This is a genomic window from Obesumbacterium proteus, assembly GCF_001586165.1.
Lineage (GTDB): Bacteria > Pseudomonadota > Gammaproteobacteria > Enterobacterales > Enterobacteriaceae > Hafnia > Hafnia protea.
Map to the genome: position 1 here is coordinate 1,951,072 of NZ_CP014608.1, position 15,592 is coordinate 1,966,663.

At 47.0% G+C, this 15,592-nt stretch carries 14 protein-coding genes and 1 pseudogene; 7 read left to right on the forward strand and 8 right to left on the reverse strand.

Features of this window, described 5'->3' with window-relative positions; genetic code table 11:
- Nucleotides 1-15: 15 nt before the first annotated feature.
- A pseudogene (locus DSM2777_RS09095) lies at nt 16-1,200 on the reverse strand (multidrug efflux MFS transporter).
- 274 nt (nt 1,201-1,474) lie between these two features.
- Between DSM2777_RS09095 and DSM2777_RS09100 the strand changes: the two are divergent.
- Complete coding sequence (locus tag DSM2777_RS09100; RefSeq protein WP_061553770.1) at nt 1,475-2,047, forward strand: hydrolase; 573 nt, start codon at nt 1,475-1,477, stop codon at nt 2,045-2,047.
- A gap of 74 nt (nt 2,048-2,121) precedes the next feature.
- Nucleotides 2,122-2,826, forward strand: a complete 705-nt coding sequence (locus tag DSM2777_RS09105; protein WP_061553771.1) for a DUF2461 domain-containing protein — start codon at nt 2,122-2,124, stop codon at nt 2,824-2,826.
- A 7-nt stretch (nt 2,827-2,833) separates the two neighbouring features.
- Here DSM2777_RS09105 and DSM2777_RS09110 read toward each other — a convergent pair whose 3' ends face one another.
- From DSM2777_RS09110 to ftsI, 3 genes are all read right to left on the reverse strand, one after another.
- Nucleotides 2,834-4,198: a GGDEF domain-containing protein gene (locus tag DSM2777_RS09110; protein WP_061553772.1), complete on the reverse strand. Its 1,365-nt coding sequence runs from the start codon at nt 4,196-4,198 to the stop codon at nt 2,834-2,836.
- Between the two features lie 513 nt (nt 4,199-4,711).
- Nucleotides 4,712-6,319, reverse strand: coding sequence for a phosphoethanolamine transferase (locus DSM2777_RS09115; protein WP_061553773.1), 1,608 nt, complete (start codon nt 6,317-6,319; stop codon nt 4,712-4,714).
- A 363-nt stretch (nt 6,320-6,682) separates the two neighbouring features.
- Nucleotides 6,683-8,455 carry a peptidoglycan glycosyltransferase FtsI gene (gene ftsI / locus DSM2777_RS09120; RefSeq protein ID WP_061553774.1) on the reverse strand — a complete coding sequence of 591 codons (1,773 nt, stop codon included), beginning with the start codon at nt 8,453-8,455 and terminating at the stop codon, nt 6,683-6,685.
- A gap of 379 nt (nt 8,456-8,834) precedes the next feature.
- On the opposite strand from ftsI, the gene DSM2777_RS09125 reads away from it, so the two are divergent.
- Entirely contained in the window at nt 8,835-9,338 is a 504-nt protein-coding gene (locus tag DSM2777_RS09125; RefSeq protein ID WP_046457818.1) for a DUF2501 domain-containing protein, read from the forward strand.
- Between the two features lie 57 nt (nt 9,339-9,395).
- Here the strand turns inward: DSM2777_RS09125 and DSM2777_RS09130 are convergent, their stop codons facing one another.
- The 4 genes from DSM2777_RS09130 to DSM2777_RS09145 all read right to left on the reverse strand — a co-directional run bounded on the left by DSM2777_RS09130 (nt 9,396) and on the right by DSM2777_RS09145 (nt 11,480).
- The gene (locus DSM2777_RS09130; RefSeq protein WP_061553775.1) at nt 9,396-10,301 is read right to left on the reverse strand and encodes an alpha/beta hydrolase; all 906 of its coding nucleotides are present in this window, start codon (nt 10,299-10,301) and stop codon (nt 9,396-9,398) included.
- Nucleotides 10,302-10,386: 85 nt separating this feature from the next.
- On the reverse strand, nt 10,387-10,659 hold the full coding sequence (locus DSM2777_RS09135; protein ID WP_046457816.1) for a GNAT family N-acetyltransferase: 273 nt from the start codon (nt 10,657-10,659) through the stop codon (nt 10,387-10,389).
- Nucleotides 10,660-10,669: 10 nt separating this feature from the next.
- A complete protein-coding gene (locus DSM2777_RS09140) occupies nt 10,670-10,900 on the reverse strand; it encodes a (4Fe-4S)-binding protein (RefSeq protein WP_046457815.1) in 231 nt (76 codons plus the stop codon).
- Nucleotides 10,901-11,060: 160 nt separating this feature from the next.
- Nucleotides 11,061-11,480 (reverse strand): universal stress protein, encoded by a 420-nt coding sequence (locus tag DSM2777_RS09145; protein ID WP_046457814.1) that lies wholly within the window; start codon nt 11,478-11,480, stop codon nt 11,061-11,063.
- Nucleotides 11,481-12,584: 1,104 nt separating this feature from the next.
- On the opposite strand from DSM2777_RS09145, the gene flhD reads away from it, so the two are divergent.
- From flhD to motB, 4 genes are all read left to right on the forward strand, one after another.
- The gene (gene flhD / locus DSM2777_RS09150; protein ID WP_025801692.1) at nt 12,585-12,935 is read left to right on the forward strand and encodes a flagellar transcriptional regulator FlhD; all 351 of its coding nucleotides are present in this window, start codon (nt 12,585-12,587) and stop codon (nt 12,933-12,935) included.
- A gap of 2 nt (nt 12,936-12,937) precedes the next feature.
- On the forward strand, nt 12,938-13,519 hold the full coding sequence (flhC, locus tag DSM2777_RS09155) for a flagellar transcriptional regulator FlhC (protein WP_061553776.1): 582 nt from the start codon (nt 12,938-12,940) through the stop codon (nt 13,517-13,519).
- Between the two features lie 186 nt (nt 13,520-13,705).
- Nucleotides 13,706-14,599, forward strand: coding sequence for a flagellar motor stator protein MotA (motA, locus tag DSM2777_RS09160; RefSeq protein ID WP_061553777.1), 894 nt, complete (start codon nt 13,706-13,708; stop codon nt 14,597-14,599).
- Complete coding sequence (gene motB / locus DSM2777_RS09165; protein WP_061553778.1) at nt 14,596-15,585, forward strand: flagellar motor protein MotB; 990 nt, start codon at nt 14,596-14,598, stop codon at nt 15,583-15,585. The genes motA and motB overlap by 4 nt, the downstream gene beginning before the upstream one ends.
- Nucleotides 15,586-15,592 lie beyond the last annotated feature (7 nt).

Sequence of the window (15,592 nt, forward strand, 5' to 3'; positions counted from 1 at the left end):
CGAAATCGTCAGCCTTCAACGTATTTTTTTGAATGCGTGGCGAATTTGCAGCATGTTGATCAGCACGAGCACGGCGGTAAAGACAAAGACCCAGCGGAAACCCAGTACCGCTGAAACGCTGGAGCCAAGCATTGGGCCGATCACGTTGCCTAAGTACATGAACGATTGGTTATAGCCGAAAATTCGCCCCGTTACGCGATCGCTTGAGTATTTCAGCAACAGGGTTTGCACCGCAGGCATTAAGGCTCCATCGGCAAATCCTAGCATAAAGCGCAGCATCCCCAGCTGTAGCTGGCGATCTTACCCAAGCCATCATGGCGAAGAGCACCACCGTGAATCCCAGCGCAAAAATTAAAATACGGCCGGTACCGATTCTGTCGCCCAACCCACCTAATCGTGGTGCAGATATCAGCGCAGCGATGCCTGGCACGGCGGCGATCATCCCACTGACAAAAGCGATATTATTGGTGTCCGCGGCGAGTCGGCGGATGAATAACGTCAGAATAGGGCTGATTGAGGCATTCGCTAATTGGATCATCAGCGTGGTGACAAATAGGGCGATGATAAGCGTTGGATAGGGTAGTGAACGAAAAACTTCTTTCCCGCTAAGCTGATCTTCTTTACGCACCACCACACGGCGTTCTTTGATTAAAAACAGCGTAACGAAAAAGCTGACGAACATCATGATCGCGGTGGAGAAAAATACCGTGCGTAGCCCCAAATGGTCAGCCATCAGGCCGCCTAGCAGTGGGCCTGCAATCACCCCGCAGATTTGCCCCGTCGACAACGTGCCTAACGCCCAACCGCTTTTTCCCGAGGAACCTGAGAGGCTACCAGCGCCATGGCATTAGGAATATAACCAGAGGTCAGCCCCATCAGCGCACGCAGCGCAAACAGCTGCCACACGTTAGTTGCTAATCCTTGTAACGCGATCACCACGCCCATGCCCAATGAAGCGCGCAGCAACATGAGTTTACGCCCTTTGCGGTCGGCTAAACTTCCCCATAGCGGAGCGACGAGCGCCGAAACCATAAAGGTGGCGCTGAATACTAACCCGGACCATAGGCTGAGTGATTCGTGATTGTGAACCCCAAGCTGTTCAACGTACAGCGGCAGGAAGGGCAAGATTTGGCTCATCGCTAAGCCAGTAAAAAAGCAGCCAAACCACACCGAGATGAGGTTTATTTTCCAAGATTCCATGACGTCTCAATATGCGGGGAGAGGGCTAAACGAAAAGATTTGCGCTGTAATAATATCACTTGTAACGACATGGCGGTTACAAAAAAGAGTAAAAAGAAATGACGTTTTATTTTCAATTCATTGAATCAACGAGTTTTTATCACATTTACTAACACTTTCTCGCCGTGGGTGAGGTTTTATTTACACCTTGAGTATCGCCTAGCGCCTAAACTAGAAACCGTATATAGAGTCAAATTTGGCATGATAATTTATTCAAGTGATAACGGGAGTTTGTATGCTGACATTGAATGCCGCTGAAACCGTGCTGGTGCTTATCGATCTGCAAGAGGGCATTTTACCCTTTGCTGGCGGCCCCCATTCAGCCAGCGACGTAGTGGCACGCTCGGCGCGGCTGGCGGAACGTTTCCGTGAACTGAATGCGCCGGTGATTTTGGTGCGTGTAGGTTGGAATGAGTCATTTGACGAAGCGCTTAAGCAGCCTGTTGATGCACCATCGCCAGCGCATGCGCTGCCAGAGAATTGGTGGAACTTCCCTGAAGCGCTGAATGCGCAGCCGGAAGACATTGAGGTGATCAAGCATCAATGGGGCGCATTTTACGGCACCGATCTGGATCTCCAGCTTCGCCGCCGGGGTATTCGTAATATCGTCTTGGCGGGGATTTCCACCAATATTGGCGTAGAATCTACCGCGAGAAATGCGTGGGAACATGGTTACGCTTTGGTGATAGCCGAAGATGCCTGCAGCGCTTTTGATGATATTCAGCACCAACACAGCTTTAAGTACATTTTCCCGCGTATTTCACGGGTATCTGATAGCGAAAAAATCATTGCAGCGTTGAAGCCTTAATTCTATAACGGCTGCTATTGATAGGCCATTTCCACAGACGAGATGTCTGTGGAAAGATAAGCAGGGAATAGGGTGTGAAAGAGACAAAATTCAACGGTTTTACCCAACAGGGATTAAACTTTTTACAACAGGTACGTATAGAGAATAGTAAGGACTGGTTCGAAGAACACCGTCCGATTTACGATCAACATATTCTGACGCCGTTTCGCGCTTTAGTTGATGAACTTGCGCAGCCCATGCTGAAAATCGATCCGCTGTTTGAAACGCGCCCGGCGATTGGCAAAACACTTTCTCGTATCCATCGCGATACCCGCTTTTCACATGACAAATCTCGCTACCGCAGCCGGATGTGGCTGACGTTTAAACGACCGTCCAAAGAATGGACCGATGCGCCGGTATTTTTCTTCGAAATCAGTCCCGATATGTTGCGTTATGGTCTGGGCTATTACTCGGCGTCGAAGGGGACGATGGATCGTTTTCGTCATTTGGCGCTGCGCCAATCCGAGGAGTTCGCCGCAGCACGAGCCTGCTGTAAGGTACCTTTTGAGCTGGTGGGCGACAGCTATAAGCGCCCATTAATAAAAGACCAAGCCCCAGAGATTGCTGATTGGTATAACCGTAAAACGTTTGCGGTGATGGCAACAGATAATCAAGTCGAGCAGCTTTTTACGCCTGAACTGGCCACTATGCTGGCAAAAAAACTGACTAAGCTGGCTCCGCTGTATCAGTTTTTGATGAAGGTCGAGGCGCTAAAACAGGTTCCACTTGAGGATCTGTAAGCGCAGGTTAAAGCTGTTCACTCATTTGTGGCGTGAACTCGCCTTCGCTAATGGTTTTTGACTGATTACGGCCCTGTTTTTTGGCCAGATAAAGCATTTTATCGGCAAGGTTCATGGTGCCGCTGATGTCGAGAGCGGTTTGGCTGGGATCAACTAAGACCGCGCCAATGCTCATGCTGACGAAGTGATCCCCCTCAGGGTTTCCAACATGGGGGATCTTTAACTCCGAAATGGCTAAACGAACCCGTTCGCAAAGACGTGCTAACTGCTGTTTATCCGTTGACGGAATAAACATCGCGAACTCTTCGCCACCCAAGCGCGCTACCAAATTCCCATCAAGATTGCCTGAAAGATCCAGCGCATGCCCAATTTTGGCTAAGCAGCGGTCACCGGCTAAATGCCCGTAGTGGTCGTTATATTTTTTGAATTTATCGACATCCAGCATGATCAGCCCAATGTGTTGACCAGTGGCTTTATTTTCTTCCCAAAGCGCCGGCGTATTTTGTGCAAAATAACGACGGTTATGTAATCCAGTGAGATCGTCCGTGATAGATTGACGATAATGGCGGCGATTATTCTCATCAATGAGCTTGTAGTCGTCCATCATGCGCAGCAACACAATCATCAACATCGCCAGTTTTAATAGCATAATCATGATCTTCCACGTATACCAACCAACGGTATAGCGGGCTTGCCACGATAGGCTGAAGGCGTCATCCAGAACCAACAGGAACAATGTGAATAGAAAGCACTGTTCGATGAGTCCTTTGTTTTTTAATTTAAACCACAAAAATGCCAGACAGAGGAAATTCACCAAACCAGAGATATAAACTAACCCCGATCTAATCGTGAGTTCACAGTGATAGTGATTGCACTTTTCAGTGAGCAATGGAATAAATCGAGAGACTAACGGCCCAATAAACGAAGCGAGCAGACAGCCTAATAATACGAAGGCAACGGTACGTCTGAGACTGAGTGATTGAGGTAACGAGATAAGAATTGCAGCGCAAATGGGGGCGCTGATTTCTAATAAAAACCATAACCAAATCGAGTTGCTATCGTAATTAAACGTAGCGCCCACGGCTAATGCCGTCGGGTAATCTGCAATAATAAAGGCTGCTAATATTGCGGATGCTAAATAAGCACCGCCAATTGCGTAGGTTTGTCGATTATTAAAAGCACGCGAGTGACTAAACGCAATGGTAGTAATAATAATATCGCACAGCACACAAACGGCCAAAAATACCGGCATAAAGTAAAAATTGACAGGCGCACTTTCACTGCGATAGCTGCCAGCTAAAATAAACACCGCCAGAGTGAAAAAAATGAGAAGCGGTGTATGAAGTCGCTTAGGGGCTAACTTCAAAAACATATCCATTACTCCATTAGTGCAATGCGTTTACAATATATCAATGGTTAATGACTTCATTTTAACATTATAGTTTTAAGTGAGCGTCTTGCTTCCTGTTTTGCACTTACCCAAATTCAGTCGGGCTGGCTTACAGAAATAATCAATATAAAACATGGCATTAATGTTTGTTAATGAGCAAAAAATTATTGAGCGAAAAGCCACATTCTCTGCGTTAGTTTAACTTATCTGAAGAGGTGGAAGAAATAATTCTCAATAGGAATTTTCTGGGTTAAATTCGTGGTGGCTGTAAAAATAGCGCTACATTGAGTGTTTTCTGCGTGACAGAAATATTAATATTCGCATGAGCTAATATCGTTATTTACTCAGCTATAAGGAGATAAAGCATCGCGTTATAATAGTAGAAATAGAGTGGGGAATAACTACAATGAGTGATTTTTAACGGTAAGTTTGATGATATAAAAAAGCCCCACAGTGCAGTTAACAATGTAGGGCTGATTAAATCCAAACCGATAATTATTTATGCATGGTTGCCGGTGTTGCTTTAGGGGTAAAAGGGTCGTTCCCCAAAGAACTATAAGGTACCTGTTTTAATGCAAAATTCATTACCGTTGGTGAAGGGCGCTTTTGGTTAGAAATAAACTGATACTTCGCCGCAATTTCTTGGCTTTTAATTCCCGTCCACTCCGAGAACAACACTAAAAAATCTTCAGCCGAGCGGCGCGCTTTTATCGCCCGACGACGGGTGTCATCAGAAGATAACATCATTAACGGCACCTGATAGTTTTGCTGGTATTTGTCGTCATGAGACAGGAATTCATTGCTGGTGCCTTTCTCGTGGAAGGCTAATCCATGATCGGAGAAATAGATCATCGAGAAGTTTTGCCCGCTACTTTTCAGCTGGTTATACAGCTGGCTGAGGAAACTATCCGTTTGCGTAATGCTGTAGAGATAGCATGAGGTTTCTTTTGAATGAACGAAAGTCTCATAGCGGTCACCGGTACGGTCGCAAGCCTTAGGATGCGAGCCGATTAGGTGGTATACCACCAGCTTTGGCCCTTCGGTGGTTGCCTGCAAAGCATCATCGGTAAAGCGTAGCAGATCGAAATCAGAGGTGGCTTTACCATCCTCAAAATCACCTTTCTTCAAGAAGCGTACATCGTCTGCGCGCTTCGCAACGCTGGCCACCACGGTGTCATAGCGCCCAATCTGTCCCTGATTAGAAAACCAATAAGTATGAAAGCCCGCAGATTTGGCCAGCGTAATAATACTGTTTTGGTACTCAGGTTTTCCGTCACGCACCAGATTCAGCGTTTGGCCGAGTGATTTCTGTGTCGAAGGTGCCGCAGAAAGATAATCGTTAAAGAATACGCCTGGAACCTTGCTCTCGAACGGTGTATTGGCCCATTTACCGCCAAAACTGCCGTGTGCATCGCGGCGAGCGCTTTCGCCAATCACGAGCACATAAACTTGGCGATTAGCTTTAACGCTGTCGACATGCCAAGTTGCTGGCACAGAAGATAGCTCTTTCATGCGAGCCATTTCGGCTTCGACTTCTTTCTTCCCGTGCGATACGTCTTCGACAAAACGCACCACCGGATAACCGGTATCGCTTAATTTGAATTCGCCACCGGCTCTCAGGTTTGTCACCGGCGCTAGCAGTAAAGCGCCTACGAAAGCAAATAAGAACAGAGATTTAGCCATTGTCCAACGGCGTATTTGCGGCGTTTTTCTGCGCAAAATAAAGATGCCAAGGATCATGATAAAGACGGCGATCAGATAGTCCCAATAAGGGAAAATCTGCATCATTTCACTGGCTTCTTCGGGGTTAGTCGAGTAAAGCGAAAGGATCGAGTTGAAGTTCGGCGGGCCGAAAACGCGGCCAAACGGATAGTAAAATGCTGCGGTTAAGGTGCAGACAAACAGCGCCGTTTTTTGCAGGCGTGGTAAGTAGCTGCCGAGCAGCAAGAAGAAACAACCGAGGCCAACGGCGTAGATAACGCTAAATTCGTAGCCCAGACCCAGATTAATCAGCGCGGCGAGAACAAAATAGAGCAGGGTATAAGGGCTCAGCAATTCACGAGCCTTATTTTTTGGCTCAAAAGGATTTGATGTTAAGTTCATTTTTATTATCTGAAAGGGTGCAGTGCACCAAAGTTAACCGCGGGATACATCTCCACTCGCATGTTGACGGTCACTGTCATCATTGTCTCTGGTGTGTCATGGGGGAGTTTCCATTTTACTTTTTGCGCTATGCCTAACGACGAGACACAAAGCTGCAAGAAGATATGCCGAGCGAGCCCGAATAGCAACAGAAACTGCGGGTTCTTAGTGTGATTTAGGAAGCAAATTTTATAGTACAGCGAATTGCAGAAATTTAGTCGGGGTTTACAGCGAAAAGTTTGAGTGCTCAGAGGGTTAACAGAACAAAAAACCACCCTCACCGGATGACACCAACGTGGTTGATGTCAGCCGGTATGAGCTGTGCTAAGCGCCTTTGTGAGCGATGTTGGTGCTTTGTGTGTTATGTGTCAGTGTTTGGTTATTTAAATTGATAGCCTGCTGGTCTGTTAAAGCATCAGGAGGAATATTCATGTGGCGCAAAACGTCGCCCATGATCTGACCGAACACCGGACCTGCTACTGAACCGCCGAAGTGCTTGCCTGCATTCGGATGGTTGACCATCACCACCAGTGCAACGCGAGGATCGCTAGCGGGGGCCGCGCCAGCCGTATAGTTGACGTAGCCGCCGTCGTATTTACCGGTGTCACCCATTTTTTCGGCAGTACCGGTTTTGATGGCCAGTCGGTAGCCCGGTACGGCAGCCGTTACGCCGCTACCGCCGGGTAGGGCATCACTTTCCATCATATGAACCACGGTACGCACGGTTTTTTCATCCATGACCCGTGTCCCCAATACCGGCGGGGTCACTTTAGTAATAGATACTGGACGGAAAACGCCAAAAGAACCGATGGTGGCATATTCACGCGCCATCTGCAGCGGTGTTACACGTAGGCCATAGCCAAAGGAAAAGGTCGCACGTTCAATATCAGACCAGCGTTCGCGGTGTAATGGGAAATAACCGCTGCTTTCGCCGCCGATGCCCAGACCGGTGGATACCCCTAAGCCAAAGCTATGATAGAGATTCACTAGCACGTCAGACGGCATCGCCAGCGCAATATGTGACACGCCGATATCGCTCGATTTTTGCAAAATGCCGGTAATAGTTAAGCGTGACCAGTGGCCCACGTCTTTAATCAAATGTCCATTGACGGGATACGGCGTGGTGTCGATAACCGAATCAGGGCGAATTAAATGCCGCTCTAAACCAGCCATAACCACCAGTGGTTTTACCGTTGATCCCGGCTCGAAACTGTCAGAGATAGCCACGTTACGCATATCTTTCTGCGGTACGCCCTGATAGTTATTCGGGTTGTAGGAGGGATAGCTCGCCATCCCTAAAATTTCACCAGTGTTCACGTCTACCAGTACCGCAGCGCCGGAATCGGCTTTATTGAGCAGCACGCCTTCGCGCAGGTGGGAATAGAGCGCGTACTGCAAATAGCGGTCGATGCTCAAGCTGAGCGTCGGAGCCTGCTGCGCAGGGTCGTCCTCCATCAGGCTCACCACGTTACCGTAGCGATCTTTACGGTACACGCGATGCCCCGGCTTGCCTTGTAGCAGGTTATTAAACCCACTTTCGATGCCATCCAGCCCCTGTTGATCCATACCGACGATACCAATCAGGTTAGAGGCAGCGTCGCTCATTGGATAATAACGGCTAGAATCGGCTGGGGTGGTAATGCCGTAGATGTGCAGCTTATTCACATATTCAGCGATATTTGACTCAACCTGACGGCCAAGATAGAGGAAATGCTTATGGGCGTTTTCTAATATCTTCGCTTTAATATCACTTTCTGGCATAGAAAGGGCCGTGCTGAGATAAGGCCACTGTGCACTGGTGAGATTGGGATCGCGTTCAAGCACATGAATAGGGTCGGCAATAATATCGTTGGATGCCACGCTAACGGCCAGCGGTTGGCCTTCTCGGTCGGTTATCGTGCCACGTAGTGGCTGAGTAATGAGCGAGCGCAGCGAACGTTGATCGGCTTCTTTTTCCAACAGGGGATGGTTCATCAACTGCAGATAGCCCACTCTGCCAAGTAGAAGAACAAGAAAAACGACGATACCAAAACAGATGAGAACAAATCGTCCTTGAAAATAATTGCCACGTGAATTCGATGGGCTTTTTTTGCGCATAGTTCTGCCAGTAGAAAACAAAATATTAAAAGCGAGAAGCTGGAATGCGCTAACTATAAAAGAGACTGGCTGGAAAGGCAGGAAAATGAAACATTTATTCGCACTTCAATTATCATTGAAATAAATGTAACAATTGAAAATATGATGCTCAAAAATACTCCATCTCTTATCGCATAGGCGCTCTAGGCCTGAACATGACGGTTTTCTGCGATACCGCCAGAAAATGAAAAAGAGGAATAGTGAGAATTCTCTGGTGCATTGTACTGATAATGAACCATGGATACAGATTATTCTTTAATAGATGGATTATATTAAACAAATATTGATCTCTCTCAGAGGCAATCCTATTATCCGTCTCACTAAGAGAATGAGGTTAAATATGAATCAAAAATTAAAACAACTGAGCCGTGCAGCTCTGATTTTAGCTGGCGTTATGGGTATGAACGCAGCTCATGCAGATCTCATGGGCTCACTGAAAAGCGCAAGCGAACAGCTTTCGTCTAACAGCTCAACGACTTCTACTGGTGCAAACAGCACATCGCTGCTGGGCGGCGCGCTGGGCTCATTGATGGGTGGAAACTCTCAGGCATTACAATCTACCAGCAGTGCAAACATTGGTGGCGTGCTGAACTACTGCGTACAGAACAACGTGCTGGCAGCGGGTAACCAAAAGATCGAATCCGTTAAAGACTCTCTGTTGAACAAACTGGGTACTCAGACCGAGAGCCAGTCTTACCAGAATGGTTTGAATGGGATCTTGGATTTGCAGGGTAAAGATGACGTTAACCTGAACAACTTAGGTTCTCTGTCTACCGACATGAAGGCGAAAATTAAAACCAAAGTGTGCGGTATGGTATTGGATCAGGCGAAAAAATTCATTTAATCATCATTGATGACCACCATTGTTGCGGGGGAGTGGGCATAAGCGCCACTCCCTTTTTTATTTAAGCTGTGTACGACAGAAATCACCAATCTCGGTAATGGCCATGCGTGACTCTTTCATGCGCGGCACCAGATATTGCCAAACATGCCACATTCCCTGCCAACGAGATAAGTGTACGTCAACGCCCGCGCTTGCCGCTTTTTGGGCGAAACGTTCGGCATCGCTATACAGAATCTCTTCACTTCCCACCTGAATCAATAACGGTGGAAACCTCGACAAATCACCGAATAATGGAGAAACGCCCGGGTCGGTCAACGCGGCAACGCCACTGTACGCGTTTACACAGCGCTCGGCGTGGTGAAGATGGTGTGCAAAGAAAGGATCGCGCGTCAGGCGTGTTTTCACTGATTCACCACTCATCGACAGGTCGGTCCAAGGGCTTAAAACGGCAACGCCTGCGGGAAGAGGAAGCGCCGAATCGGATTTTATCCGCAGTGTTAGCGCCAAGGCTAATCCACCACCGGCGGAATCACCCATCACAAAAATGCGCTTGGGGTTAATGTTAGATTGAGTCAGCAACCAACGATAAACAGTTTCAGCATCATTGAGCGCGGCGGGGTAAGGGGATTCGGGCGCTAAGCGATAATCGGCCAACAATAAAGGGATGTTGGCGGCATCCGCTATATATGACGCCATCGATCTGTGGCTGGAACAGGATCCCATATGATAGGCGCCACCGTGCAAATAGAGAATTGCGGCATCTGAATGTGCGTGGGATGGGATAAGCCATTCAGCATAAATGCCGGATGGCTCAACGCTTTTAAGGCGCGTTCCCTGAGCGAGAGGAAGTCGCTCACCCAATTCATCCATTTGTTTACGCATAGTCGCCACATCGTCTAGATCGGCCTGCGCAAAATGTCGCTTAATAGCATACTTAAACAGATGACTTTTAAAGCTACGCATGTGAATTCCTTTTCTGTCTTGAACATTGGGCGCTCGCCGAGAGAAAGCGCCCCAAGACCTATCATGGCACCAAAGTGAAAAACGATCAGGCGCGGATATCTTGATATTCTGGCGTAGTGTCAAATTCATGTTTGGCGAACGGGCACAGTGGAATAATTTTGCGATTTTCTTTACGCATTTTCTCAACCACTTTAGCGACTAACAGTTTACCAACGCCTTGGCCCTTCAAACTTTCATCTACGTCGGTGTGATCGATAATGGCCAGATGTTCACCGGTTGGCACGAAAACAACCTCAGCAACCAAGTTACCTTGGGCATCATTCACATAAAAATTGTTGTTACCTTCAAGAATTTCCACCGTAAGCTCCCTATTTTTGACGATATTTCAGTGCGCCGCTGGGGCAGGTATTGATAACGCTAATGACGGTTTTAGCATCGACGTTGTCGGGCATAATCCAAGGCTGGCGGTTCAGTTTGAATAGGCTGCTATTGCCTCTGACACAGTTGCCGGAATGTTGGCAAATGCTGAGATTAAAATAGACGTCAATTTCTTTGCCGTGATACAGGCGGTAACCTGCATCTTGTAGATCTTGATCCATGGGTGTTCTCCTACGACATTGCAGTGAGCAGACTGAGTCGATCTGCTTTTCTATTGTTTATAACCCGATCAAGATTAGCCAAAAATGACCCTCGCGGCATTAACGTCGTCGCCTTGCTGGTGGATAAGTATCCAAACAGGGTAGAAATTAGGAATCGCCCTTAAAGCGGTACGATTAAAACATCCGTATGCGTTTTGTCGATAATGTGGGTGGCCGAGTTTAAAATGCGCTTGAGAAAACCTTCACAGTGGTTACCGCAAATCACTAAATCTACGGGGCTCTCGCTACAGGCATAAATCACGCCATCAGCCAACTCACCGTTACAAACGATAGTGCGGCTGATGGGATAGTCTGCCTGTGAACGCAGCTGTTCTAAAAACAGGTTGGCCTCTTCATGAATAAGCTCGCGCAAAGAGCCTAGCATCGATCCTGCAAAACTAGAGCAAAGGTCAGCCTCATTGCACAAGGTCAGTAGTGTAATTTCCCCCTGATAGGGGCGAACTATTGCGATGGCTTTTTCAACCAGTTTGATGCTGTCCGGCGCTTGAGCAACCGCAACGAGTACTCTCCTGTAGCTCATATCTGCCTCCATTCCCTATGACAATGTAACCATGATAAAGAATAGACCACAGATAAGCTGTGGGGAAAATCACAACCAGTTTTATCACTTGGGGAAATAGCACTTATATCTAAGCAAACGTTTGTCGATCGCGAGTATCGATTTGAAGGGGATAAAACGGTTAGCAGAAAAAGTATTGATAGAATTTAGCGTATTCTATCTAACTCTTTATGGTTATTTTATTGGATGATATTGCGGTAAACAGTCAGGGGAAATGTATTTTTTCGCTAAAAATGATTATGCAATTAGATATAAATATTGAACATATAAGTAATAAAAAAGGGGAAATCGGCCTAATCAAACAAAAAACAGAGGTATTATTTTGGTTTTTTCATTCACAATGAAACCGATTACACTGTGACGCATTTCACATTATTTACGCTTATTCAACATTCAACAAAACATAGTTTAAAATTATAAAATGTTGTTTCGATTTAACATCTAAATTGCTCGTTAAAATCTATACTAGCAGCAACATAATTTACATGGGTTATTTATAGAAAACATACTTTCAACATGGGTTTAGGACTAAATGTCTACAAAAGCTATATAAGTAGAGTTTTAAGCTTTTAATTTAAGATTTAATGATTTTTAACTCGAAATACCTGCTTTTTATATGTGTTTTTTTGGATGTGATGTGTTTGAGATTCAAGCGCTTAGCTCTTCTGTAGGCATGTTGTACGTTTTGACGGATTAATGAACTATTAAATCATTCGTAATATTTATTTACCGATTTTATGTGATCCACGTCACGTTTTTCTTAAATTAACCTGAGGCGCTCGTTGTATATATCTCTTAATCGGGGGTAGAGTTGCCACGAATCAGGAATATTCTTATGTTGATTGTAAAATTCCTAAGCATTGTCAGTCTGAAAAATTGTACATCTAAGATACAACCTCCAAAGAAATTACGGTTTACCCCTCGATTTAGGGGGTGACCTCAATGAGGTCGGACTTTCATTTGAGTAGATAGTTATCAGGCGCCATTACTTTTTCGCTCCGCCGGAGCGTTACAGGTTAATGGTGCGTTTCATTATGTTGGCAAACAAATTTTACAGGGGGAGTAATGAGTACCTCTGAAATACTCAAGCATATTTATGACATCAATTTGTCATATTTGTTATTAGCACAGCGCTTAATTCATGAAGAGAAGGCCTCAGCGATGTTTAGACTGGGGATTAACAATGAAATGGCGGATTCTTTGGCTCTTTTAACCCTGCCACAAATGGTTAAATTAGCTGAAACAAATCAATTGGTATGCCAGTTCCGTTTCAGCGATCACGAAACGATTCAAAAATTGACGCAAGAGTCTCGCGTTGACGATCTCCAGCAGATACATACTGGAATTATGCTTTCCAGCCATTTGCTGAAGCAGCTCTCGCCAACAGATGCCTGCCCCCCTCACAAAAGAGTCTGATAATGAGTGAAAAAAGCATTATTCAGGAAGCACGCGACATTCAGCTAGCGATGGAACTTATCTCTCTGGGGGCCCGCCTCCAGATGTTAGAAAGTGAAACGCAATTGAGCCGCGGCCGCCTTATTCGGCTCTACAAAGAGCTGCGAGGCAGTCCTCCGCCGAAAGGCATGTTACCGTTTTCAACTGACTGGTTTATGACGTGGGAACAGAACATTCATTCTTCGATGTTCTATAACGTCTATGCCTTCATGATTAACAGTAAATCATGCCGTGGCGTGGAGGCAGTGATTCGTGCCTACAAACTCTATCTTGAACAATGCCCTGTCATGCCAGGTGAACAGCCTATTTTGGCGTTGACTCGCGCTTGGACATTGGTTCGCTTTGTGGATAGCGGGATGCTGGAGTCTTCTCCATGCTCTTGCTGTGGTGGTTCGTTTATTGCCCATGCACACCAACCGCTCAGCTCGTTTGTTTGCAGTTTGTGCCAACCACCGTCACGAGCAATAAAAAAACGTAAACTTTCTGACAATCTTGCCGATATGTTCCCACAATTGCTCAATGAGCAAGAGAAACGCGTGGTGTAACTTGATTGAGGCAATCAGTCTTATAGGTCGGCGATCGGTGGAGTAGCAAGAGCAACGATGTTGTTTAGCTAAACCACCGGTTAACTTCCTTTCGAGCCGTCATCTGACGGCTTCTGAATTCTCCTTCTCCGTCCTCCTGGACAGCGCGTTACACCCAATTTCCATTCTAAGCATTAAGGAATTCGCGTGCTTATTCTATTGGGTTATGCCGTTGTAACTATCGCCGTGCTCGGCGGTTACATGATCGTTGGGGGGCATCTTGGTGCTCTGTATCAGCCCGCTGAGCTGCTCATCATTGCCGGTGCTGGTATTGGCGCATTTATCGTTGGCAACAACGGTAAAGCCATCAAAGCGACGTTGCGCACGCTGCCCAAACTGGGGCGCGGTGCTAAATACAACAAAGCACTGTACATGGAAGTCATGGGGTTGATGTATCTCTTACTGGCGAAAGCACGCCAGCAAGGCATGCTCACGCTCGAACGCGATATTGAAAACCCGCAGGAAAGTGAACTTTTCTCTAATTATCCCCGAATTCTTGCCGATAAGATCCTCATCGAGTTCATCACGGACTACATGAGATTGATGGTAAGCGGCAACATGAATGCTTTTGAAATTGAAGCACTGATGGACGAAGAGATTGAAACCTTCGAAAGCGAAGCCGAAGGCCCAGCAGACAGCTTGGCCATGGTCGGGGATTCGCTGCCGGCCTTTGGCATCGTGGCTGCGGTCATGGGGGTTGTTCATGCCTTAGCCTCAGCCGATCGTCCTGCCGCAGAGCTGGGCGCGCTGATTGCTCATGCCATGGTTGGTACGTTCTTGGGGATTTTGTTGGCGTATGGGTTTGTCTCGCCGCTAGCGTCTCTGATGCGTCAAAACTGTGCCGAAACCGTCAAGATGATGCAGTGCGTGAAAACCACGTTGCTTTCAAGCCTGCATGGCTATGCGCCGCAAATCGCGGTCGAATTCGGACGCAAAACGCTGTACTCCACCGAGCGTCCTTCGTTTATCGAACTTGAAGAGCATGTGCGCCAGGTGAAAGCGCCTGCGGTACAACCGTCGGCGGTGGAAGAGGAAGTATGAAAAATGGCAACCGCCCGATAATTCTGGTTAAAAAACGGAAGTCCTCCCATAAGGGGGGGCATCACGGCGGCTCATGGAAAATCGCCTATGCCGATTTTATGACGGCAATGATGGCGTTCTTTTTGGTGATGTGGTTGCTGGCAATTGCTAGCCCGCAAGAACTGACCAAGATTGCGGAGTACTTTCGAACGCCGCTGGCCGTTGCGCTAACTCACGGCGATCGTTCAAGCGCCAGCACGAGCCCAATTCCGGGCGGTGGTGACGACATGATGCAAAAAGAGGGCGAGGTTGCGAAATCCATGCCGGACCCAGCGACCAAAGCAGACAGCGAACGACTGAAGAAACTGCGCAGACAAATCGATCAGCTCATCCTGACCGATCCAAGACTAAAAGCATTACAGCCGCATTTGCTGATTAACATGATGGACGAAGGTTTACGTATTCAGATTATTGATAGCCAGAATCGCCCGATGTTTGAAAACGGCAGTGCCAAAGTTGAGCCTTATATGCGCGATATTTTGCATGCCATTGCGCCGATTCTGAACGATGTGCCGAACAAAATTAGCTTGTCGGGACACACTGATGACTTGCCTTATGCCAGCGGCGAACGCGGCTACAGTAACTGGGAGCTATCCGCCGATCGCGCCAACGCATCGCGTCGCGAACTGATTGCCGGTGGGCTTGCCGAAGGCAAAATTCTGCGCGTGGTTGGCATGGCCGACACCATGAGTTTGAAGTCGCAATCGAGTGACGCTGCGATAAACCGTCGTATCAGTATTTTAGTTTTAAACAAAAGCGCCCAGCACAACATTGAACATGAGAATTCAGAAAGTCAGGAGATGGATTTTTCTAATCCTGCGGCAATGAAGCAGTGGAGCGTAGGAGGCGCGGTAAACCTTGCGCCACAGGCGTCACCGGTGCAAGCCAGTCCATTAGCACCGATGAATGACCATATTATTACAACAACACCGACCGAAAAGAGGTGACCTGTGA